This window comes from [Brevibacterium] flavum (assembly GCF_019317305.1).
In the GTDB taxonomy this organism is placed as follows: domain Bacteria; phylum Actinomycetota; class Actinomycetes; order Mycobacteriales; family Mycobacteriaceae; genus Corynebacterium; species Corynebacterium glutamicum.
In genome coordinates this window covers 94,393-117,636 of sequence record NZ_CP079240.1, presented here as the reverse complement: position 1 = coordinate 117,636, position 23,244 = coordinate 94,393, and the positions used below count along the sequence as shown (strand labels likewise).

At 53.9% G+C, this 23,244-nt stretch carries 17 protein-coding genes, 3 rRNA genes and 1 riboswitch; of the genes, 8 read left to right on the top strand and 12 right to left on the bottom strand.

Features of this window, described 5'->3' with window-relative positions; genetic code table 11:
- Positions 1-110 precede the first annotated feature (110 nt).
- The gene (locus KW808_RS00540) at positions 111-1,037 is read right to left on the bottom strand and encodes a Sir2 family NAD-dependent protein deacetylase (RefSeq protein ID WP_499652402.1); all 927 of its coding nucleotides are present in this window, start codon (positions 1,035-1,037) and stop codon (positions 111-113) included.
- A gap of 97 nt (positions 1,038-1,134) precedes the next feature.
- Between KW808_RS00540 and KW808_RS00535 the strand changes: the two genes are divergently transcribed.
- The 4 genes from KW808_RS00535 (at position 1,135) to KW808_RS00520 (ending at position 5,241) form a co-directional block, all read left to right on the top strand.
- Positions 1,135-1,698, top strand: a complete 564-nt coding sequence (locus KW808_RS00535) for a hypothetical protein (RefSeq protein WP_003859952.1) — start codon at positions 1,135-1,137, stop codon at positions 1,696-1,698.
- 340 nt (positions 1,699-2,038) lie between these two features.
- Positions 2,039-2,263 carry a hypothetical protein gene (locus tag KW808_RS00530; RefSeq protein WP_003859953.1) on the top strand — a complete coding sequence of 75 codons (225 nt, stop codon included), beginning with the start codon at positions 2,039-2,041 and terminating at the stop codon, positions 2,261-2,263.
- A 159-nt stretch (positions 2,264-2,422) separates the two neighbouring features.
- Positions 2,423-3,670 (top strand): amidohydrolase family protein, encoded by a 1,248-nt coding sequence (locus KW808_RS00525; protein ID WP_003859955.1) that lies wholly within the window; start codon positions 2,423-2,425, stop codon positions 3,668-3,670.
- 119 nt (positions 3,671-3,789) lie between these two features.
- Positions 3,790-5,241, top strand: coding sequence for an MFS transporter (locus KW808_RS00520; protein WP_003859957.1), 1,452 nt, complete (start codon positions 3,790-3,792; stop codon positions 5,239-5,241).
- A gap of 243 nt (positions 5,242-5,484) precedes the next feature.
- Here the strand turns inward: KW808_RS00520 and rrf are convergent.
- From rrf to KW808_RS00485, 7 genes are all read right to left on the bottom strand, one after another.
- Positions 5,485-5,601 (bottom strand): 5S ribosomal RNA (gene rrf / locus KW808_RS00515).
- Positions 5,602-5,720: 119 nt separating this feature from the next.
- Positions 5,721-8,804: ribosomal RNA gene (locus KW808_RS00510) — 23S ribosomal RNA — on the bottom strand.
- A gap of 411 nt (positions 8,805-9,215) precedes the next feature.
- Positions 9,216-10,742: ribosomal RNA gene (locus KW808_RS00505) — 16S ribosomal RNA — on the bottom strand.
- Together the 16S, 23S and 5S rRNA genes form the textbook arrangement of a ribosomal RNA operon.
- Before the next feature lie 517 nt (positions 10,743-11,259).
- On the bottom strand, positions 11,260-11,649 hold the full coding sequence (locus tag KW808_RS00500) for a CHY zinc finger protein (protein ID WP_003861136.1): 390 nt from the start codon (positions 11,647-11,649) through the stop codon (positions 11,260-11,262).
- Positions 11,649-11,888 (bottom strand): biotin synthase auxiliary protein BsaP, encoded by a 240-nt coding sequence (bsaP, locus tag KW808_RS00495; protein WP_011013366.1) that lies wholly within the window; start codon positions 11,886-11,888, stop codon positions 11,649-11,651. The genes KW808_RS00500 and bsaP overlap by 1 nt, the downstream gene beginning before the upstream one ends.
- An 11-nt stretch (positions 11,889-11,899) precedes the next feature.
- Positions 11,900-12,904 (bottom strand): biotin synthase BioB, encoded by a 1,005-nt coding sequence (gene bioB / locus KW808_RS00490; protein ID WP_003861135.1) that lies wholly within the window; start codon positions 12,902-12,904, stop codon positions 11,900-11,902.
- 214 nt (positions 12,905-13,118) lie between these two features.
- The gene (locus tag KW808_RS00485; RefSeq protein WP_003855420.1) at positions 13,119-13,550 is read right to left on the bottom strand and encodes a hypothetical protein; all 432 of its coding nucleotides are present in this window, start codon (positions 13,548-13,550) and stop codon (positions 13,119-13,121) included.
- 115 nt (positions 13,551-13,665) lie between these two features.
- Here KW808_RS00485 and KW808_RS00480 point away from each other — a divergent pair, with 115 nt between their 5' ends.
- Positions 13,666-14,580: a D-isomer specific 2-hydroxyacid dehydrogenase family protein gene (locus KW808_RS00480; RefSeq protein ID WP_003861134.1), complete on the top strand. Its 915-nt coding sequence runs from the start codon at positions 13,666-13,668 to the stop codon at positions 14,578-14,580.
- On the opposite strand, the gene KW808_RS00475 is transcribed toward KW808_RS00480, so the two are convergent.
- Positions 14,577-15,233: a response regulator gene (locus KW808_RS00475; protein ID WP_003855418.1), complete on the bottom strand. Its 657-nt coding sequence runs from the start codon at positions 15,231-15,233 to the stop codon at positions 14,577-14,579. The genes KW808_RS00480 and KW808_RS00475 overlap by 4 nt on opposite strands.
- The gene (locus tag KW808_RS00470; protein WP_003861133.1) at positions 15,233-16,867 is read right to left on the bottom strand and encodes a sensor histidine kinase; all 1,635 of its coding nucleotides are present in this window, start codon (positions 16,865-16,867) and stop codon (positions 15,233-15,235) included. The genes KW808_RS00475 and KW808_RS00470 overlap by 1 nt, the downstream gene beginning before the upstream one ends.
- 228 nt (positions 16,868-17,095) lie before the next feature.
- Between KW808_RS00470 and citH the strand changes: the two genes are divergently transcribed.
- Entirely contained in the window at positions 17,096-18,676 is a 1,581-nt protein-coding gene (gene citH / locus KW808_RS00465) for a citrate transporter CitH (protein ID WP_003861132.1), read from the top strand.
- Positions 18,677-18,758: 82 nt separating this feature from the next.
- Complete coding sequence (locus KW808_RS00460; protein WP_003861131.1) at positions 18,759-19,145, top strand: hypothetical protein; 387 nt, start codon at positions 18,759-18,761, stop codon at positions 19,143-19,145.
- A gap of 272 nt (positions 19,146-19,417) precedes the next feature.
- Here the strand turns inward: KW808_RS00460 and phoH2 are convergent, their stop codons facing one another.
- Complete coding sequence (phoH2, locus tag KW808_RS00455; protein ID WP_003861130.1) at positions 19,418-20,794, bottom strand: RNA 5'-3' helicase PhoH2; 1,377 nt, start codon at positions 20,792-20,794, stop codon at positions 19,418-19,420.
- A gap of 156 nt (positions 20,795-20,950) precedes the next feature.
- A riboswitch (FMN riboswitch) is annotated at positions 20,951-21,114 on the top strand.
- 82 nt (positions 21,115-21,196) lie between these two features.
- Between phoH2 and pnuC the strand changes: the two genes are divergently transcribed.
- Positions 21,197-21,889 carry a nicotinamide riboside transporter PnuC gene (gene pnuC / locus KW808_RS00450; RefSeq protein ID WP_003861129.1) on the top strand — a complete coding sequence of 231 codons (693 nt, stop codon included), beginning with the start codon at positions 21,197-21,199 and terminating at the stop codon, positions 21,887-21,889.
- 43 nt (positions 21,890-21,932) lie between these two features.
- Here the strand turns inward: pnuC and KW808_RS00445 are convergent, their stop codons facing one another.
- A complete protein-coding gene (locus KW808_RS00445; RefSeq protein WP_003861128.1) occupies positions 21,933-23,204 on the bottom strand; it encodes a chloride channel protein in 1,272 nt (423 codons plus the stop codon).
- Positions 23,205-23,244 lie beyond the last annotated feature (40 nt).

Below are 23,244 nucleotides of genomic sequence, written 5' to 3'. Positions count from 1 at the left end.
GAGATCACTAGGAAAACCACCAAAAACTGAAATCGCCGTTGAGAAATTGAGCGCAAGGTACCGAACTTGCGAAATCGGTACCGTGAAATCGAACTTAAGGCACCAAAAGTCTAAATGTCCAGCGCGTCCAAAATGTCATCAAAGGCCGGTGCAACGCGGGTGCGCCACAAAATGTCCACGCGGGAATCCGCCCGACCTGGGCCGCCGTTGATGACAGACACTTGTTTTCCTTGACGTTGCGCTTCGATGACGATCCGGTATCCACTCATGACGGCTAGGGAGGAGCCGGCGATTAAGAGGCTGGAGGAGGCGTCGAGAAGCTTTTTTAAATCTTTTTTGCGCGCGGCGGGCACGGGTTCGCCGAAGTAAACCACGTCTGGTTTGAGCATGAGCGAGCCGCAGCGCAAGCAACCGATCATGGTGAAGCGGCGTACTTGTTCCTCGTCGAGGAAGACGTCGCCGTCGGGGTTGACTGCGCCCGGTTCCAGGCGAATGGAAGCGACGTAGCCGGGGTTGGCGGCTTCGAGACGTTCATCAAAGAGGTGTCGATCCTCCCCGAAACCACAGTTCAAACACATCACATGGGCGAGATCACCATGCAGCGCGACCAGGTTTTTCGTGCCTGCTTCCGCGTGTAAACCATCGACATTTTGGGTGACCACACCACTTAAAAAACCATGCTGCTCCAGCTCAACCATGGCGTAGTGCGTTCGATTCGGCCGCGCCTGATCCATCACCCGCCACCCCACAAACGACCGCGCCCAATAGCGATGCGAGGCCGCTGGATCATGCCGAAACTCCTGATACGTCATCGGCCGATGCCTGCTCAAGCTGCCCTTCGGGCCGCGATAATCAGGGATGCCCGAGTCCGTCGACACCCCAGCCCCAGTCACCGCCAGCACGTTCCCGGCCTTTAATTGCTTTACGACGCCCACCCTCGCCACATCCTCCTCCATTGGCTCTACCGTCTCCGCGACGACACGAGCAATAGACCTCAGCGCTGAATTGTGGGCACGAGCAGTGAGTTCATCAAACACTCCCCTATCCTAAGCCACATCCTGGCCAATTAAGTTGTTAGTAAATTCCGATGTATAACACTGGTCCGTTTCAGGTGAACCCGTATGGTTAATGACTATGAGCTTTCTTAACTCTGCAAAAACCAAGACCGTAGCCTTCACCGCAACATTCGTTGGTGCAGCAACCCTTGCAACTCCTGCAATCGCATCCGCTGACATCATCGACAACGCCCTCGCAGCACTCCCATCCGGTGAGATCAGTTGCTCTCAGGCTGAAAAGTACTGGACCACCGAAGCTGATTACAACAGCAAGGTTGCGCAGGCCAACGCCTTGGCGATGTTCGACTCCCGCGGCCCACAGATCAAGGCAGCTCTCGCACGCGTCGACGAAGCAGCAAACCGCTGTGGGCTCAAAGGCGGCACCGTAGCTGCGCAGGGCGAAGCCACTGCACCGCAGGCTGAAGCCACTGCACCGCAGGATAACACCGGCACTTCTCAGACTGCCCCTGCCCCAGCAGCACCAACAGCACCAGCAGCACCAGCAGCTACCCCTGTGGTTAACCTTGCACCTGCAGGATCACCAACTTTCACCATTGAAGTTCCAGGAGTTGGCGGGGTTCAGCTGCCAGATCTATACCAAATCGTCCAACAGTTCTTGGCACAGTTCGGAATCAAGATCTAAATCTATTCACATCCCTTAACCCTCACGGAGATCCGCGTGGGGGCTTTGTGCATGTTAGGCAGAAGTACGCTAGTCAAAATGCATTATTTTCCCATGCTTAAGTTCTCTGCCCGCTTATTTACCCCACTCGCAGTTGGTGCTCTCCTGAGCCAAGTCCCTCAAGGTGAAATTTCTTGTGCCACAGTGGAAGCCTATTGGACCAACGACGCGGATTATCAAAACAAAGTTGCCTAAGCCCAAGCTCTAGCTGTATTTCATGATCGTGGAAATCAGACCCTTGCTACTTTGGCACAAGTGGATACAGCAGCAGAAAGCTGCGGACTCAAAGGAACAGTTGGGGATGCGTCAGCCGTTTCTGGAGCAGATGTCTCCGGCGGAAATGAAGCTCAGCCTAACGGATAGCAACTGGCTGGTGAAGGCGAAGCCCCCAGAATCATCAGTTGAGGTCAGTGGAGCGGGAGACACTCCAGACGCATCCATCACCGATGCTGCAGCTGTCCTCGGACCAGTTACCTCGACCACCTCAACCCCGATGAAAACTATCGAGGTTCTCGGACAAGGCTAAGCGGAGGTCCCCGACGCAGAGGCAATGCTGAGAAACTATCTACGACAGCTCACCATTTTTATTTAACTCCACACTAATACCTGTCAAGCAATAGAATAGATAGCATCTGGATCCTCCAGAGTTTGAAAATATGCCTTGACATGTAGAAATGGAGTTCTTGTGCGCATTACAAACGCCCAGGTTAAGAACTACACGGAGTTAGTTGATATCACCATAGAGGGTGAAAAAATTTCCTCGATTACCCCCTCTTCAATTCGACCAGAAGAAGATCGCCGCGCGGACGATTACGATGCCGCAGGAAGACTGGTCTCACCCCAGTTTGCTGAAGCCCACATCCACCTTGACTATGCAAACACCGCGGGAGTACCTCGCGAAAATTCTTCTGGCACACTTTTTGAAGCCATCGAAATCTGGGCCGACCGCAAAACCCAAGGCTTCCACATCAAAGAGGATATTAAAGCGAAAGCTCTCCAGGCAGCCCGTCGGGCAACAGAACACGGCGTTGGCTTCATCCGCACCCATGTAGACGTTACAGATCCCACCTTCGCCGGGTTTGAAGCAATTGCGGAGCTGCGCGATGAAGTCCGCGAGTGGTGCGATATCCAGATTGTCGCCTTCCCACAAAATGGCATCTACGCCTACGAAGGCGGCCAGAAATTAATCTCGGATGCAATGTCCGCAGGTGCAGATGTCGTGGGTGGCATCCCACACCTTGAGCCCACCCGAGACGATGGCGTCGAGTCGGTGAAATGGCTGTTCGACCTTGCAGAGAAGCACTCAGCCCCCATCGATATCCACACCGATGAAATTGACGATCCACATTCCCGATTTGTCGAAGTTCTCGCCGCAGAAGCCGCAAAACGTGACATGGGCGCACAAACCGTGGTGTCTCATTCTGTGGCGATGGCCTATTATTCACCTGGCTACATGGCGCGACTTTTACCCAAGCTCGCAGCATCAAAGGTTCGTTTTGCAGTATGCCCCAATGAAAACCTCCATCTGCAAGGACTTGGTTTCCAAGGACCCGTCCCCCGAGGTGTTGCACCGGTAAAGCAACTTATCGAATGGGGAATTCCAGTAAGTTTTTGCCAGGACTCACTCAATGACCCCTTCTACCCCATGGGCGATGGAGATCTACTCCGCATTCTTGATTCTGGATTACACGTGTCCCACATGCTCACAGCCAGCCACTTGAAGAATGCACTATCGTTCATCACCACCAATCCAGCCGGAAACCTAGGCCTGGACAATTACGACATTGCAGAAAACTCCCCGGCGAACCTGCTGGTTCTTGATGCGAGCAGCGAGAAGGAAGCTGTACAAAGAAAAGCTTCCGTACTTTTGAGCATCCACCGCGGCAAAAAGGTGCTCTCCAGGGAGCCCGAACAGGTGGACTGGAACATCTAACAGCCCAGTTGGGCCTCCTTAAATTTTGTGGGACTCCCCACATTTCTATCAATCTATAGAAAGTATGACTTAAAGTCGATTTTGCAAGTTTCTATAGATTGATAGAAAAAGGAGTTTAGATGTCTAACGCATCTTTTAAAGGCGACGATAAAGCACTCATTGGCATAGTTTTATCAGTTCTCACATTTTGGCTTTTTGCTCAGTCAACCCTAAATATCGGCCCAGATATGGCAACTGATTTAGGGATGAGCGATGGCACCATGAACATAGCTGTCGTGGCCGCCGCGTTATTCTGTGGAACATTTATCGTCGCAGCCGGCGGCATCGCAGATGTCTTTGGCCGAGTACGAATCATGATGATTGGCAACATCCTTAACATCCTGGGATCTCTCCTCATCGCCACGGCAACGACTTCTTTAGCCACCCAAATGGTGATCACCGGCCGAGTTCTCCAAGGACTGGCAGCAGCGGCCATCATGTCTGCATCCCTAGCATTAGTTAAGACATATTGGTTAGGTACTGACCGCCAACGAGCAGTCTCCATTTGGTCCATTGGTTCATGGGGTGGCACCGGATTCTGCGCACTTTTCGCGGGTCTTGTTGTAGCAAGCCCCTTTGGCTGGAGAGGAATCTTCGCCCTCTGCGCGATCGTCTCCATCGTTGCTATTGCCCTTACCCGCCACATCCCGGAATCCCGTCCGGCTCAACCCATTGGCATGCACTTGGATTGGAGTGGCATCATCGTTCTTGCCCTCAGTGTTCTATCTCTTGAATTGTTTATTACCCAAGGAGAATCACTTGGCTGGACGCACTGGATGGCCTGGACTCTCCTTGCCGTTTCTTTGACATTTCTCGCTGTTTTCGTCTTCATTGAACGCGTCGCCAGCTGGCCAGTTCTCGACTTCAACCTTTTCAAAGACCACGCCTTCAGCGGTGCGACCATCACCAACTTCATTATGAGCGCTACTGGCGGAGTAGTTGCCGTTGTCATGTGGGTTCAGCAAATGGGATGGGGTGTCTCCCCAACAATCTCGGGACTCACCAGCATCGGCTTCGCAGCCTTTGTCATCCTTTTCATTCGAGTTGGAGAAAAGGCCATGCAGAAAGTTGGCGCCCGAGCAGTGATCATCACCGCTGGCATCTTGGTAGCGACTGCGACCGCCCTCCTAATGATCACCGCAGTCAGCGAGTCAACGTACATCGTCATCTCCCTCGCCGGCTTCTCCCTTTATGGCCTTGGCCTCGGACTCTTCGCCACCCCAGTCACAGATACCGCCCTTGGAACACTTCCCAAAGACCGTACCGGCGCTGGTGCAGGTGTATTCAAGATGTCTTCTTCCCTCGGCGCAGCACTCGGCATCGCAATCTCCACTTCAGTGTTCCTCGCACTTCGCGACGGCACCTCCATCAACTCCGACGTCGCACTCGCCGGAACAGTTTCACTTGGCATCAACGTTGTATTCGCAGCAACAGCCACCATCACCGCAGCAGTCCTTATTCCAAAAGCCGCTGGCAAAGTCTCACAAACCAGCATCACCCTTCCTGAGCCAGCTATCGCTGTAAAAATCTAAAACTTCACCAGGACAGATAAAGCTCGTACCTCCTCAAATAAAGAAGGTACGAGCTTTTTGCTTGTCGACGCCCACCCCCAGGCGCAGGTGCCGCATGCACAAGGGCCCAAGACCCCCACAAACACAAAAAAACAGGGAGTGCGGTGAACACACAACCATGCGTATCCACCACACCCCCACAAACACGAATAAACCCAGAAACACACAGTGTTTCTGGGCTTATCCATACTATTTTAAGTTTTTGGTCGGCGGTAACCTACTCTCCCACACCCTCCCGAGTGCAGTACCATCAGCGTAACCAGGCTTAGCTTCCGGGTTCGGAAAGGGACCGGGCGTTTCCCTGCTACTATCACCACCGACACAACCACACACCAAACCAACAACACACGTTGCTGGTTGTGCTGTGTCAGACACTGCATAATGGACGCGAACACCAATTGTTCTGTTTTCGTTACGTTGCGCAACACCAAACCAGTATTGGTTTGTTGTTATCGGTAAATTAGTACCAGTCACCTCCACACCTCACAGTGCTTCCAGATCTGGCCTATCAACCCCATAATCTCTAGGGAACCTCAAAAGAAACCTCATCTCGAAACAGGCTTCCCGCTTAGATGCTTTCAGCGGTTATCCCTCCCGTACGTAGCCAACCAGCCCTGCTCCTGGCGGAACAACTGGCACACCAGAGGTACGTCCGTCCCGGTCCTCTCGTACTAGGGACAGCCTTCCTTCAAGTTTCAACGCGCGCGGATAGAGACCGAACTGTCTCACGACGTTCTAAACCCAGCTCGCGTGCCGCTTTAATGGGCGAACAGCCCAACCCTTGGGACCTACTCCAGCCCCAGGATGCGACGAGCCGACATCGAGGTGCCAAACCATCCCGTCGATATGGACTCTTGGGGAAGATCAGCCTGTTATCCCCGGGGTACCTTTTATCCGTTGAGCGACACCACAACCACAAGTAGGTGCCGGATCACTAGTCCCGACTTTCGTCCCTGCTCCACCTGTCAGTGTCACAGTCAAGCTCCCTTGTGCACTTACACTCACCACCTGATTACCAACCAAGCTGAGGAAACCTTTGGGCGCCTCCGTTACATTTTAGGAGGCAACCGCCCCAGTTAAACTACCCACCAGGCACTGTCCCCAACCCAGATCATGGGCCAAGGTTAAGACATCCAATCCGATCAGAGTGGTATTTCACCAACGACTCACACACAACTAGCGTCATATGATCAAAGTCTCCCACCTATCCTACACAAACCGAATCAAACACCAATACCAAGCTATAGTGAAGGTCCCGGGGTCTTTTCGTCCTGCCGCGTAACGAGCATCTTTACTCGTACTGCAATTTCACCGGGCCTGTGGTTGAGACAGCAGGGAAGTCGTTACGCCATTCGTGCAGGTCGGAACTTACCCGACAAGGAATTTCGCTACCTTAGGATGGTTATAGTTACCACCGCCGTTTACTGGGGCTTAAATTCTCAGCTTCGCAACCATAAAGGTCACTAACCGGTCCTCTTAACCTTCCAGCACCGGGCAGGCGTCAGTCCGTATACATCAACTTAAACGTCTTCGCACGGACCTGTGTTTTTAGTAAACAGTCGCTTCCCTCTATTCTCTGCGACCACAACACGCTCCCAACGAAAAGTTGTTCACACGCCGTGGCCCCCTTCTCCCGAAGTTACGGGGGCATTTTGCCGAGTTCCTTAACCACAGTTCACCCGAACGCCTTAGTATTCTCTACCTGACTACCTGTGTCGGTTTAGGGTACGGGCCGAATATCAACATCGCTAGAGGCTTTTCTCGACAGCACAGGATCACCCACTTCACCCTTTTACGGGCTCCGCATCACGCCTCACACAAAAACAGTGCGGATTTGACCTACACTGCGTGCCACACGCTTACACCACAATCCAATAAGTGGCTGAGCTACCTCCCTGCGTCACCCCATCACTTAGCTACTACCAGATCAGGTCCCACGCAACCACACACCACAAAAAGCAAAGCCTTTTCGCGGGTGCTTATGGGTGGTTAGTATCACTGATTCACCATGGTCGCTCATACTCGGGTACGGGAATATCAACCCGTTATCCATCGACTACGCCTGTCGGCCTCGCCTTAGGCCCCGACTCACCCTGGGAAGATTAACTTGACCCAGGAACCCTTAGTCATCCGGCGGATACGTTTCTCACGCATCATTCGTTACTCATGCCTGCATTCTCACTCGCACACACTCCACCCAAGGTCACCCCAAAGCTTCAACGCATGCACGACGCTCCCCTACCCAACAATCCAAAAGGATCATTGCCGCGGCTTCGGCGGTGTACTTAAGCCCCACTACATTGTCGGCGCGGAATCACTCGACCAGTGAGCTATTACGCACTCTTTCAAGGATGGCTGCTTCTAAGCCAACCTCCTGGCTGTCTTCGCGACCCCACCTCCTTTTCCACTTAGCACACCCTTAGGGGCCTTAGCCGGCGATCTGGGCTGTTTCCCTCTCGACTACGAAGCTTATCCCCCGCAGTCTCACTGCCGTGCTCTGACTTACCGGCATTCGGAGTTTGGCTGATGTCGCTAAGATGTTGGTCCCGCTAAACCATCCAGTAGCTCTACCTCCGGCAAGAAACACACGACGCTGCACCTAAATGCATTTCGGGGAGAACCAGCTATCACGGAGTTTGATTGGCCTTTCACCCCTACCCACAACTCATCCCCTCAGTTTTCAACCTAAGTGGGTTCGCGCCTCCACAACCTCTTACAGCTGCTTCACACTGGCCATGGGTAGATCACTCCGCTTCGGGTCCAAGACATGCCACTCAAAATCACCCTCGTTAGGATTCGGTTTCCCTACGGCTACCCCACACGGGTTAACCTCGCGACATGCCGCTGACTCGCAGGCTCATTCTTCAAAAGGCACGCCATCACACCACAAACGGGTGCTCTGACGGATTGACAGCACACGGTTTCAGGTACTATTTCACTCCCCTCCCGGGGTACTTTTCACCATTCCCTCACGGTACTAATCCGCTATCGGTCATATCAAGTATTCAGGCTTACCGGGTGGTCCCGGCTAATTCACAGCAGATTCCACGAGCCCGCTGCTACTCGGGGTATCAACAACCACACACACCACCATGATCTTCGTGTACAGGACTCTCACCTTCTACGGCAGGTGTTTCCACACCACTTCCACTAACCACGCAGCACATGCCCACATCCGGCAGAATATGAACGTTATTGCCCCACAACCACCTACATGCAACCCCTGCCGGGTATCACACACATAAGTTTTAGCCATCATCCACGTTCGCTCGCCACTACTAACGGAATCACAATTGTTTTCTTCTCCTACGGGTACTGAGATGTTTCACTTCCCCGTGTCAACCTCCACACCAGCTATACATTCACTGGCAGGTAACCACACATCACTGCGGCTGGGTTTCCCCATTCGGACATCCTCGGATCAACGCTTAGTTGGCAACTCCCCGAGGCATAACGCAGCCTCTCACGTCCTTCATCGGCTTGATATGCCAAGGCATCCACCGTGTGCCCTACAAAACAACAAACAAAAAACTATAACCCAACCACCAACAAGGACAAGCCTCACCAATGTTTGGGCGCGTTCGGTATCACACAACAAAAAACAAAAAAATAAAGATGCTCGCGTCCACTATACAGTTCTCACACAACACACCACCGACACCACAACCAAAGAACACAAACATTCTCTACCCGTGTTGACGATGCTCGATGTTAGAAACAACCCACACACACCACCATAAGGTGATGCAAGCGATGTCATTCCAGACACCCAACAGCATGCCACCTATTAATCACAGTATTGACTGTGTTGTTGTCACCCTCAGGGGTCATCTCCACCCGATTAAAAATATGTTGATGGCAACCACATACGGGTTCCAACACCAACAACCACACACACAAACAACTGTTTGCCGGTGGTTAGTAAAGCTCCTTAGAAAGGAGGTGATCCAGCCGCACCTTCCGGTACGGCTACCTTGTTACGACTTCGTCCCAATCGCCGATCCCACCTTCGACAGCTCCCCCTAAAAGGTTGGGCCACTGGCTTCGGGTGTTACCAACTTTCATGACGTGACGGGCGGTGTGTACAAGGCCCGGGAACGTATTCACCGCAGCGTTGCTGATCTGCGATTACTAGCGACTCCGACTTCATGGGGTCGAGTTGCAGACCCCAATCCGAACTGAGGCCGGCTTTAAGAGATTAGCTCCACCTCACGGTGTGGCAACTCGCTGTACCGACCATTGTAGCATGTGTGAAGCCCTGGACATAAGGGGCATGATGATTTGACGTCATCCCCACCTTCCTCCGAGTTAACCCCGGCAGTCTCTCATGAGTACCCACCATAATGTGCTGGCAACATAAGACAAGGGTTGCGCTCGTTGCGGGACTTAACCCAACATCTCACGACACGAGCTGACGACAACCATGCACCACCTGTGAACCGACCACAAGGGAAAACGTATCTCTACGCCGATCCGGTCCATGTCAAGCCCAGGTAAGGTTCTTCGCGTTGCATCGAATTAATCCACATGCTCCATGCGCTTGTGCGGGCCCCCGTCAATTCCTTTGAGTTTTAGCCTTGCGGCCGTACTCCCCAGGCGGGGCGCTTAATGCGTTAGCTGCGGCACAGAAGTCGTGGAAGACCCCTACACCTAGCGCCCACCGTTTACGGCATGGACTACCAGGGTATCTAATCCTGTTCGCTACCCATGCTTTCGCTCCTCAGCGTCAGTTACTGCCCAGAGACCTGCCTTCGCCATTGGTGTTCCTCCTGATATCTGCGCATTTCACCGCTACACCAGGAATTCCAGTCTCCCCTACAGCACTCAAGTTATGCCCGTATCGCCTGCACGCCCGAAGTTAAGCCCCGGGATTTCACAGACGACGCGACAAACCACCTACGAGCTCTTTACGCCCAGTAATTCCGGACAACGCTCGCACCCTACGTATTACCGCGGCTGCTGGCACGTAGTTAGCCGGTGCTTCTTCTCCAGGTACCGTCACCTAAAAGGCTTCGTCCCTAGCGAAAGGAGTTTACAACCCGAAGGCCGTCATCCCCCACGCGGCGTCGCTGCATCAGGCTTGCGCCCATTGTGCAATATTCCCCACTGCTGCCTCCCGTAGGAGTCTGGGCCGTGTCTCAGTCCCAATGTGGCCGTACACCCTCTCAGGCCGGCTACCCGTCGACGCCTTGGTAGGCCATTACCCCACCAACAAGCTGATAGGCCGCAGGCTCATCCCACACCGCACAAGGCTTTCCACACCACCCCTACGGTGGTGTGAATATTCGGTATTAGACCCAGTTTCCCAGGCTTATCCCAAAGTGTAGGGCAGATCACCCACGTGTTACTCACCCGTTCGCCACTCATCCACCAAATGCAAGCATTTGGTTTCAGCGTTCGACTTGCATGTGTTAAGCACGCCGCCAGCGTTCGTCCTGAGCCAGGATCAAACTCTCCACAAAAAACAATAAAAAAGATTGTTTAGGCCGTGAAAAGCCCAACACCTGACAAAAACAACAACACCCCCACCAACCACACACAAGGTGACAGTTGGAGAATGGGGTGTTACTGGCATTATCAAAAAATAATGATTTAAAAAACACCACAACCCACATAAGGATCATCGTGTCTTTAACGTGGGCCTAGTCCCTTGACGGGGAACAAGCAGACCCACAAAATCATGCCAACAATAAGATTATTGTTTACAGTGATGGATAAATATTGGCGATCCACCACCCGGCATGACCCACCACACATCACCCAAGGTGATCTGTGGTAGTGACAAAAATAATAAATGGCACACTATTGAGTTCTCAAACAACATACGCACACCATAAGAGCATCAACATTTTGTTTGTTGGTGTCTTGTTGGCAGCTTGTTCAACGTTACTTCATCTTGTTTACTTTCACCAAATCGGTGTTTGTTGACTTCGATGAAGTGTTGTTGGTTTGTCGAGCGTTTGTTTTCCTAGATCCGCCTCACTGTCCACATAATCTCTTATGTGTTGGGGCGTTGTTGGTCGCGCTGACTGGAATTAATTTACACACCCGCCCAACAGTCCGCAACTTCCCAGGCCAAGAGGGCATTTCGTAGTACAGCGGAGTGTGGAGTGAACACCCAGGATTGAAGTTATGCCCGCATCGCGGGCATTTTTGCACCCCGTAGGCCATAAGCTCCCCGCAGTGGCCGCATTGAAGGGAGCTCGGGGCGTCGATAAGCATCTTCCCGAAAGGATGATTGGCAATCTCCTCGTGGCAGCGATGACACGCCCACCACTCGTTGCATGTGGCGCATTTGTTGCCGACGACGTCGAAGGGTCCGTGATAGTGGATGCAGCGGCCGTCACCGTCAATGAGATGGCCACGCATTATCGGCGCCCTAGATAAGAGGAGTCGACGAAACCGTGGCGGGAGCATAAGGCGTCCCAGCCATCGGGGCGGACTTGGACTTTCATGCGCCGACCGCAGAGCTGACAATAACGGGGTGCTTCCAAACCTGCTCGCGCAGAGGGCGACAGCTTATGTTCACCATCGAAGGGCTTGCCGGTGTTTGGATGAAAGATCGGGGTGTCTGCCAGAATCATGGCCATTTGGAGATCGTCGTTCATGCGCGTGCTTCTTAGATGACCTTATTAAGGACTTTGATGGGCAGCTGGAGACGATCCATCATGTCGAGGTCATCTTCCATTGGGCGGCCGAGCGTGGTCAGGTAGTTTCCGACGATCATCGCATTGATGCCTCCCAGGAGGGCTTGCTCGGAACCCTTGTCGCCCAAAGTCAGCTCGCGACCGCCAGCAAAACGAAGCATGGTGTGAGGCATCGCAAGGCGGAACGCACCAATAGAGCGCAGAGCGTCACGGCTGTCCATCAATTCCCTATCGGCAAATGGGGTGCCCGGGCGAGGATCAAGGAAGTTCATGGGGACTTCGTGCGGATCAAGCTCCGCCAGCTGCACGGCAAACTCGGCGCGCTGCTCTAAAGTTTCGCCCATTCCTAAGATTCCGCCGGAACAGACTTCCATTCCAGCTTCTGCCACCAGGCGCAAAGTTTCGCGGCGCTCTTCCCATGTATGAGTGGTGACAACTTCAGGGAAATAGGAACGCGCAGTTTCCAAATTATGGTTGTAGCGGTGCACGCCGGCAGCAGCGAGGCGATCCACCTGTTCCTTATTTAACGTTCCGATCGATGCTGCAACTTCAATTTCAACTTCAGAGTGAATCGCGAGGACTGCTTCCTCCAGCTGGGTCATGAGCCTCTCATCAGGCCCCTTGACTGCGGCGACGATACAGAATTCGGTAGCGCCAGTTTTTGCGGTCTGTTTAGCGGCTTCAACCAGATTCGGAATATCCAGCCACACGGAACGCACCGGCGATTCAAACAACCCAGACTGTGAGCAGAAATGACAATCTTCAGGGCAACCGCCAGTTTTGAGGGAAATAATGCCCTCTACCTCGATTTCCTCCCCGCACCACTTCAACCGAACCTGATGGGCTAATTCCATCAAGTCTGGGATTTGCTCTTCAGGCAAGGTGAGAACCTCCATCAACTGCTGCTGATTAAGGCCAATTCCCTGTTCCAGAACTTGGGTGCGGGCGGTGTCAAGGATGGTGCCGGGGATGGTCATAGGTCTCCTAGAGGCTGGTTGTCAAGAACTGCGCGCTTAAAAATTGAGCACACTTAAGAAGAATTGGGCACGCGCATGCAAAATGACACGTGCCTTAAACGACAACCTTAACCCATGACTTGAACAGTGTTCAAGAATTTTTGAACACTGTTCAAAAATGGCTGATTAACAGCGCGGTTGAACGGCCTTGCTAACAAGCGCCGTTCAAGCAAGCTTACTTAGACTTGTTCTTCGCCTTCTTACGCTTCTTAGCAGGTGCGAACACCAAAGCACCCGCAATAGCAGCAAGGAAAAGATCCTTAGACAATCCGGTTCCATCCTGGGAAGGGCGGATTCCGTCGTCTTGAGTCATCGCTGGGTTACGGAAGTAAATGGCCAACAAACCTGCAGAGAAAGCACCAAGACCCAAACCTGCAAGACGGCTAGGGATAAATGGAGCAAGCAAAGCTCCACCGATACCCAACTCCGAGTAGGCAACAAACTTACCGAAAGTATCTGAATCCATATCAGCCACCGCTGGGATACCCGTTGCAGCTAGACCCTGAATGCCAGCAGCGGCCTCATTAGGCAATCCAAGTTTTCCGTAGCCGGACTGCAGAATATAAGCGCCAGACACACCACGCAGGATTGCGTTGGAAATGCTCATTAAAGTTCCTCCAAAAGAGATTGTTGATTCGGCACCAACTTTACCTACGAGGGTAGAAATGAAGCATTCAGGATGACAAAACCCAACCTCACACCAACAACCTATCCTGGAGCCCATGAAAATCTTTGTTGGTTTTGGCGATTATCCACTCACCACCAAAGCCCTTAAGGAGGCAGGCGCAGAAATAGTCGACTCCCTCGAAAAAGCCGAGGGGTTTGTCTTCACTCAAACACCAGGCACAGAATTTCCCCTACTTCCCGACGGAGTGAGGTGGGTGCAATTTCCCAATGCAGGGCTCAACGCATATTTCACAGCTGGGCAGATTGATGACAAACGCCGGTGGTCAAATGCATCAGGGGTGTATGGCCAACAGGTAGCCGAAGCAGCAATGGCTCTTTTGCTGGGACTGATTCATATGCACCCCACCATGGTGCGCGCCGATAGTTGGGCACCAAGCACTCAAATAGATCAGCAGACCAGATGGCTTGATGGTGCAACAGTTGCCATTGTGGGAGCTGGTGGAATCGGTAAACATCTAGCAGCCATGTTGAAACCTTTTGGCGCAAAGTCTTTAGCAGTAAGCAGGACCGGTACACCCACCCAAGATTTTGATGCAACGGAACCTATATCCAACCTGCACCAAGTACTTGCCGACGCCGACCATGTGGTGTTGTGCGTACCGCTTACCGCAGACACCTATCATCTGATCGGAAAAGCAGAGCTTAAAGCAATGCAGTCTACTGCAATTTTGATCAACGTGGCTCGCGGAGAAGTAGTAGATACAGAAGCATTAGTTGACGCCTTAGATGCCCAAGAAATATCCGGGGCAGGCTTAGATGTCACCGATCCTGAACCATTGCCGGACGATCATCCACTGTGGGGGCGCAGCAATGTGATCATTACCCCGCACGTAGCCAACACGTTGACCTCGATGGATCGCATGCTTGCCCCAGTGGTGGCAGAAAACTACCGACGGTTTCTCGCTGGAGAAAAGATGCTGACCGAGGTGGACATCCACAAAGGTTACTAGAGCAGTGGCTTTGAATATAGATGTTCTGGTCGCCCGGACTGTCCGTACCGAAGGCGAACCTGGATCACACCTTGGCTAGCCATCGCTGCCAGCCTGCGCTGTGCTGTGGCACGTGAAACTCCGGCAGCTTCGGAAGCTTCTGTTGCGGAGAGTTCTTGGCCTTCCAGGGCGTCGAGAAGTAATTGCTCTGTGGCGGATCTAGAGACGGTGACCGGCGCTTGGGTGCCGTTGAGGATTGCGGTTGCCTGGTCAATTTTGTCTTGGGAAAGTCCTTGGGTGCCGGATAAGACATGGCGGTAGCGGACGTAACGGTCAAGGCGTTCCACGAGACGTTTTTGGGGAAATGGTTTGAGCAGATATCCGAGTGCCCCGGCACGCATGGCGCGTCGAACTGTTTTGATGTCATCGGCTGCGCTGAGCACAAACGCATCAATATTGGAGGTGCCCACGAGGTCAATGCCATCGCCGTCGGGGAGGTAGACATCAACAAGTAGGAGATCCGGGGAAAATGTGGCGATCAGGGTTTTTGCCTCTGCGAGGGTACGCGCGGTACCGACCACCGAAAATCCAGGGGACGCATCAACGATGGAGGCGTGAATGCCGGCGACGCGGAAATCATCATCAATTACTAAAACTTTAAGTGTTTGATCCATTACTCCATTACTCCCGGTAGTTTCACTCCAAATACAGCGCCATCTTCGGTTCCTCTATCAATCACCCAGACATCGCCACCATGTGATCTAGCCAAAGCCCGGCACAGTTTTAGACCAATGCCATGCCCGTGGGTGCGTTCATTATCTTCAGAGTCTCCTATCTGGGTGGCTGAGGCAAATACATCCACGCCCTCTGGGATTCCAGGACCAGAATCTGCAACAGAAATGACCAGCGTATCGGCATCATCCATCAACGTAAGCTCAATCCACCGTGGGGCTTCACCTGACACCGCGGCGTCGATGGCATTGTTGATTAAATTACCCAAAATGGTTGCTACATCTTCTGGATCTTTAACAGTGCCAAGGATGAGCGTGTCAGAGTTGATGCGCAGACTAACGCCCTTTTCAGATGCCGAGATAGAAGCAGTACTTAAAAATGAGCTCAAAAATGCTTCATTGAGGTGCGCTGATCCGATTAATGGATGTGACTGTCCCCCGTTGCGGGATATATCGCCTAGAAACTCTGCCGCGTCGTGGACGCGGCCGGCGTCGATAAGCCCTGTTGCGGTGTGGATGCGGTTGGCAAACTCGTGGCGCTGGGCGCGGAGTGCGTGGGTCATGGTGCGCACAGAGTCGAGGCGTTCACTGAGTTCAATGATGTCGGTGCGATCGCGGATGGTTACCACGTAGCCTAAATCTTGATCCCCACGGCGCACGGGGTGGAAATCCAGATAGAGGATCCTGCCGTTATGGGCAACGGTTTCCGGATGCTGACCATGCAATACAACGCCATCAAGACCGAGGTCAAGCCCTAGTTCTTTCAACGTCCTGCCACTCATAGGACCTGCACCAATCATGGATTGTGCCTGCTCATTATGCACCCCAATTGTTCCGTTTGGGCTCAGCGCCAGCACGCCCTCATCAATGCCATCGATGACTGCAGTCTGATTTTGCACAAGGGTCACTAGCTCCTCCGGCTGCAAACCCAAGGTCACGCGTTCCCAACGGCGTCGCATGCCCATGGCTACACCCACGCCGATAAGGATTCCCAACACAGAAATAAGAGCAAGGGCGGCGAGGAACATGGGCAGGCGGGAATACACACTGTCTCGCTCAAACCCAACACTGACCTCACCGACTGGAACATTAGAATCCGGCGCAAAGATAGGCACTTTTGCTCGCGCGGACGCACCGAGGGTCCCGGTCTCCCACGCCATGGTTTCTTCACCCCGCATGGCAGCCTCAAAGCTAGTGCTCACCTGCTCCCCCAGACGTTCCTCATCTGGGTGGGACAGGCGGATACCTAAACCGTCAGTGATAACGACAAACAAAGCTCCAGTGCGTTCATTGGCCGCCTGTGCAACCGCTTGGATATCTCCATCGGCTAATTCTTCGGCCGATGGGTTTGCTCCTGTTTGAGTATCAAGCGCTACTTCCTCGCGGATCTGCGGGTTGGATGCCACCGAACGTCCGATGGACAGCGCTGTGTGCTCGGCCTCAGTTTTCATCTGATCCATCATCAAAACTGCGAAAATTCCGGTGCAAATAGCTACCACCAACGCGACGGTAGCCACTTGAATCACCAGTATTCGGGTAGCAAAGCGAATGATGTCCACCTCCTTGAAGTTTTTCATTCGTATCCATCAACAGACATACCTACCCCCGGGGGCGATTATCAGCAGAGCGTGAAGCGAAGTCCCAGGCCAACAATTCTGAGCATAATGCACAAAAGTCTTCTTTTGCGCACTACCCCAGGCAATGCACCAAACACTTAAGTTCGTGACACGCGCCACCTTATACTCCCACAAGCAACACAGAACACTCGGGATCTCAAAGTTTCGAGAAACACAGAAAGGGCAGCAATGAGCAGCTCAACACTTCTCCTGGCTTCAGGACAAGTCACGGCATTAGCCGCTGACTACACGCTCAGCCACACCCCCTCAGATGGCATCCTGGTAGTCCTCGGCTTCGCCATGATCCTCACCTTCATGACACTGATCATGCTGGGTCGCATGACCCCAATGGTGGCCATGCTGTTAGTCCCCACCATCTTCGGTCTCATCGCCGGCGCAGGACTCGGCCTTGGTGACATGGCGCTTGACGCCATCAAGGACATGGCGCCTACCGCGGCACTCCTGATGTTCGCGATTATGTTCTTCGGAATCATGATCGACGTCGGACTCTTCGACCCACTGATCCGCGTGATCACCCGCGTTCTTCACGATGACCCCGCAAAGGTCGTCATCGGCACCGCAGTACTTGCAGGTGTTGTCTCCCTCGACGGCGACGGCTCCACCACCTTCATCATCACCACCTCCGCGATGCTGCCCATCTACCTGCGCCTTGGCATGAGCCCTGTGGTTCTCACCTGTACTGCCGGCCTGATCAACGGCACCATGAATATCCTTCCTTGGGGTGGCCCAACCGTCCGCGCAGCCGCAGCACTTGGCCTCGAGCCAGCAGATGTTTTCGTACCAATGGTTCCATCGCTTATCGCCGGCGTTGTTATCTGTCTGCTGTTCGCATGGTTCCTCGGTCTCTCCGAGCGCAAGCGCCTGGGCAAGATTGACTCCTCCCGCTTCGGTGGGCCAGGACTCGACGCCCCAGAAACAGGAACGGGCTCAGGCTCCAGCTCCAACAAGAAGGGCTTCCCAGGCCTCGGCGGACTGGGCAAAGCAAAGGACGCTCCAAAGCCAGGACCTACTGGTGGCGTACTTGTTGAGGACCGCGAAGTTGAAACTGAGCAGCACATCAACCTCGACGACTCCACCCTCACCGAGAACATGACCGACACTCTGCTCGATCCACACCGCGCAACACTTCGACCGAAGCTGTTCTGGTTCAACGCAGCCCTAACCCTGGTCGTCATGGTTCTCCTGGTTGCCGATATCTTCCCACTGGCCTTCGTCTTCATGGCTGGCGCCGGACTGGCACTTGCAGTGAACTTCCCTAAGGTCAAGGACCAAGCAACCGAAATGCTGGCGCACTCTTCCAGCATCGTCGGCGTTGTCTCCATGGTTCTCGCCGCAGGCGTCCTAGTCGGCGTCCTCAGCGGCACCGGCATGGTCGACGCGATGGCTACCTGGATCACCACCGTCATTCCGAACGCAATGGGCCCTCACCTGGCAGTTATCACCGGCCTGCTGTCCATCCCGATGACGTTCTTCATGTCCAACGACGCCTTCTACTTCGGCATCCTCCCAGTCCTTGCAGAAAGCGCCTCCCACTTCGGCATCGAGCCTGTGGAAATGGCCCGCGCATCCATCACCGGCCAGCCCGTTCACATGCAGAGCCCGCTGGTCCCAGCGATCCTCCTGCTGGTTTCCCTCGCCAACGTCAACCTTGGCGACCACCACAAGAAGGTTCTGTGGCGCGCCTGCATCGTGTCCATCGCGATGCTCGCCGTAGCCCTCTTCATCGGCGTCGTGCCACTCAGCGCATAAAATAGCTTTTCGACGCCAAACCCCTCCTCCCCGTGTTGTTCTGTGCACGGGGAAGAGGGGTTTTCTAATATGATCACCCACTATGAGCAATCGTGAGTACGGCCTAGGATTCCGCAGTTTCATTGTTGGCATCATTTTCGCTGCGTTGTGGCTTGTTTTCACTGGAGCAAATGAGTTCTCCCAGGTGCAAGTTATCGGAGCTTGCACCAACTTCGTCCTAATTTGTGCCGCACTCACCTTTTGGGGCTATAGGCAGCGATTAACTGCGAAGCGGGTAATCACTAGAGTTTCGGCTGGCCTCACACTTGCCATCGGCGCTGCATTCGCCGCCATCTCAGCCCCCTTTGATGAGACAGGCCTTTGGGGAGTCGGGCTTATCTTCATCGCTATTGGTTCATATGCGGGCGCTGCCCTAGTGAGCTCGATAGTCTTGGCGCTCCTCAACCTTTCCCACCTTCGACAGCAGTAATGGTGAGGATTCACCACAAATCGCTCTGATCAGCCAAAACGTGGTGGATTTTTGCAAGTTCAGAGGCCAATCTTGCACGAATCCACCACAGATCCGAGGTTTCCGCTCAAACGTGGTGGATCCTTGCCCTGCAAACTGCCAGGATTCACAACAGCCCCAATGGCCCCAAAATCGACCCCTCCTAGAATCGCTCCTGAAGCCCTAACTTTCCCAAACCAGGGCAACAGGTCATTGAGCGACCCCAAGCCCTTAAATCGCCACAGACTGCGCGACTACAGAGACGGCGCATCCAAAACTTGAGTGACCAACTCAGCGATGCGGGAACGTTCGGAACGCTGCAACGTGATGTGGCCAAACAGTTCGTGATCCTTGAGTGCTTCCACCACAGAGACGATGCCGTCGTAGCGACCAACGCGCAGGTTGTCGCGCTGCGCTACGTCATGGGTGAGAACTACTCGGGAATTCTGGCCGATGCGAGACAGCATGGTGAGCAGCACGTTGCGCTCTAGGGATTGGGCCTCGTCGACGATGACGAAAGCATCGTGGAGTGAGCGTCCGCGGATGTGGGTTAGTGGGAGAACTTCGATGAGGCCGCGGGAGAGGGCTTCATCGATGATGTTTTGGCTGACCATGGAGCTTAGGGTGTCAAAAACCGCTTGAGCCCAAGGCCCCATTTTTTCTTCTTGGTCGCCAGGCAGGTAGCCAAGTTCCTGTCCGCCAACGGCAAAGAGTGGGCGGAACACGATAATCTTACGCTGAATGCGACGCTCCATCACAGCTTCCAGGCCGGCACACAGTGCGAGTGCGCTTTTACCTGTACCCGCGGGGCCGCCGATCGATACGATGCCGACGGCGTCGTCGTTAAGCAAATCAATGGCAACCCGCTGCTCAGCGCTACGCCCGCTGATACCGAATACCTGCTGGTCGCCGGGGACAAGCTCGATGATCTTGTCGGAATTCATACGACCAAGCGCCGAACCGCTGTTGGATTTGAGGGTGAAGCCGTGGTTGACGGGCAGCTTTTCGAGCTCCTCAATGCGCACCTCGCCGGTGTCGTAGAGCTCGCTGAGCTGGTCATCGGTGATATTGGCGTGGGTCATGCCGGTGTAACCACGGTCGCGCGCCAGGGCAGCGCGGTATTCCTGTGCGGCGATTCCGCTTGCCGACGCCTTAATCCGCATCGGCAGGTCCTTCGACACCAGAACCACATTGTGGCCCTCTTCCTGCAGATTCTTGGCCACTGCAAGGATGCGGGTGTCATTGTCACCAAGGCGGAATCCCACAGGCAAGGACTCCGTGTTTTGGTGATTCAGCTCAACGTGGATGTGTCCGCCTTCATCACCAATCGGTAGCGGCTTGGACAAATCCCCATGGATCTCACGCAGCTCATCCAGCATCCGAAGCGCTTGGCGAGCAAAAAAGCCAAGGTCCGGGTGATGACGCTTGGCTTCTAATTCCGTAATTACAACAATTGGCAGAACTACATCGTGCTCCGCGAACCGTGTCAACGACAACGGATCAGACAGCAACACTGACGTGTCCAAAACATAAGTAACAGAGACTTCCTGCGCACCTCCTTCCATTTCCCAGTGCTCCGTATCTGTTTGGAGCGAAGAATTTCCAAGGAAATCTGGATAGGTGGTTGTCACAAGTCCTCCTCTAAGTGGGCTTGTCGCCCACGGTAGTAGTCACCGCTGGCGAATACCGGGAACTCGTCAAGTTTTCATGAGCCGGTCACCAATCGTTCAGTTTCAACCAGGACGGTTCATATGCTTCACACTTTCCGCGTCAAGCGCTATAGTGAGTTTTGTTCTCAGGGCGGGGCGAAATTCCCCACCGGCGGTAAGACGAATCATCAGATATGACTAGTTGAGCCCGCGAGCGCCACCAACTAGCAATGGTTTGTGGGTCAGCAGATCCGGTTAAATTCCGGAGCCGACGGTCATAGTCCGGATGCAAGAGAACCGTGGTTTCGCTGATTTTTTAGCGAACCCGGAATTAAGGCCCCGAGGATTACATGCTTTTAAATCCTTTGAAAAGGGGACAAGATCATGAATCCTATAACCGAATTATTAGACGCAACATTATGGATCGGCGGAGTTCCGATTCTGTGGCGCGAAATCATCGGCAACGTTTTCGGATTATTTAGCGCGTGGGCAGGAATGCGACGCATCGTGTGGGCATGGCCCATCGGCATCATAGGCAACGCGCTGCTGTTCACAGTATTTATGGGCGGCCTTTTCCACACTCCACAAAACCTCGATCTCTACGGCCAAGCGGGTCGCCAGATCATGTTCATCATCGTCAGTGGTTATGGCTGGTACCAATGGTCGGCCGCAAAACGTCGCGCACTCACCCCAGAAAATGCAGTAGCAGTGGTTCCTCGCTGGGCAAGCACCAAAGAACGCGCCGGCATTGTGATTGCGGCGGTTGTGGGAACACTCAGCTTTGCCTGGATTTTCCAAGCACTCGGCTCCTGGGGGCCATGGGCCGACGCGTGGATTTTCGTCGGCTCAATCCTGGCTACCTACGGAATGGCTCGCGGATGGACAGAGTTCTGGCTGATCTGGATCGCCGTCGACATAGTTGGCGTTCCTCTACTTTTGACTGCTGGCTACTACCCATCCGCGGTGCTTTACCTGGTGTACGGTGCGTTTGTCAGCTGGGGATTTGTCGTGTGGCTGCGGGTGCAAAAAGCAGACAAGGCTCGTGCGCTGGAAGCTCAGGAGTCTATGACAGTCTGAAAAGCGTTTACTAAATAGAAGGTGGAGGGAGGCGTCGACAAGCTTATTTAAGCTCGCCCGTCCAGCTCGCGTACGTGATCGGGATGGCGCGGAGCTCGTGCTTGGCGATGACAGACCACACGCGCACGGCGAGGACCGCGGAGGCTACTGCGAGGAAAATCGGAAGGTAGCCTTGGGCTTCCATGTCGGTGAATTCCACTGCGGCGATGAGCCCGAACAGTGGCGCTGCCATGGTGGTGGACAAAAATGCGGCGGCGCCAAGCAGCGCAAAAGCGGCGATCGGGACGTTAGTGATGGGTTCCAATACAGCACCCACTACCCCACCGACCATGGATCCGAGTGCGAACGCGGGGATCAGGTTACCGCCGACCATGCCCACGCGGAAGGCGAGCAAAAACATGGCGGTGCGCAGAACAAGTACCAATAAAATGGTGCTGAGGATCAGGCCATCGCCGAGCATGGAATCGGCAAGCCAACGGGGATTCGCCAGGGTTTCGGGGAAGAAATAAATCACCGCAGCGATCACCACGAAACCCAACGGCATCTGCCACAAAATCTCCACACCCTTGGGCGAGGCCTGCGCCATTTTATGGGCAGCCACCGAGAACCAATGCCCGCACATGCCGGCGACTACTCCGGTGACCATCGCGGCAAGCAGCATCCATGGGCTTTCCGTCAGCGGGACAGTGCTGAACACATCTGGGGTTTGCACGAAAAATCCAGTGGTGGCAACGGCGGCGGTCGTGGTGATAATTGTGATGACCACGGTCCGAGTGGAGGCCTCAACCAGTAGGACCTCAAGGGCAAACAGCACGCCTGCCAGGGGAAGGTGGAAGCTTGCTCCCAAACCAGCTCCCGCGGCGGAGGCCACCAAAATGCGCTTTGCATCAATATCGAGCTGCAACCACCGACTAAACCGATCTCCCACCAAGGCTCCAGCAATACGTGGGGCGTTCTCTGCACCCACCGGCGCACCCGCAGCAACCGTGGTGACCTGCAAAAATGCGGACGCGATGGTCTCCAAAATCGGCATCTTCTCGCCCCGGATCGCACCCACAATCGAAACCTCTTTCAGCCCCGTGCGGTGCACAAAAAACCACGCCCAGGAGGCCACCACGCTAAGCACAATCACCGTGATGGACAGGCGAAGTGGCGACACATTGGCCACCGGATTGTGATTATGCAAATGGTCAGCGCCATAAACTAAACGCTCCACGCCAATGGCAGACCAGTTCAGTGCAGCAACAAACAGCCCGGTACCGACACCAATGATGGCAGCGATAACGGCTAGACGATTCAGCGGAATGGTTGACACAGGAACTCGATTTGGCACGCGCAACACTATAGTCAGTAAA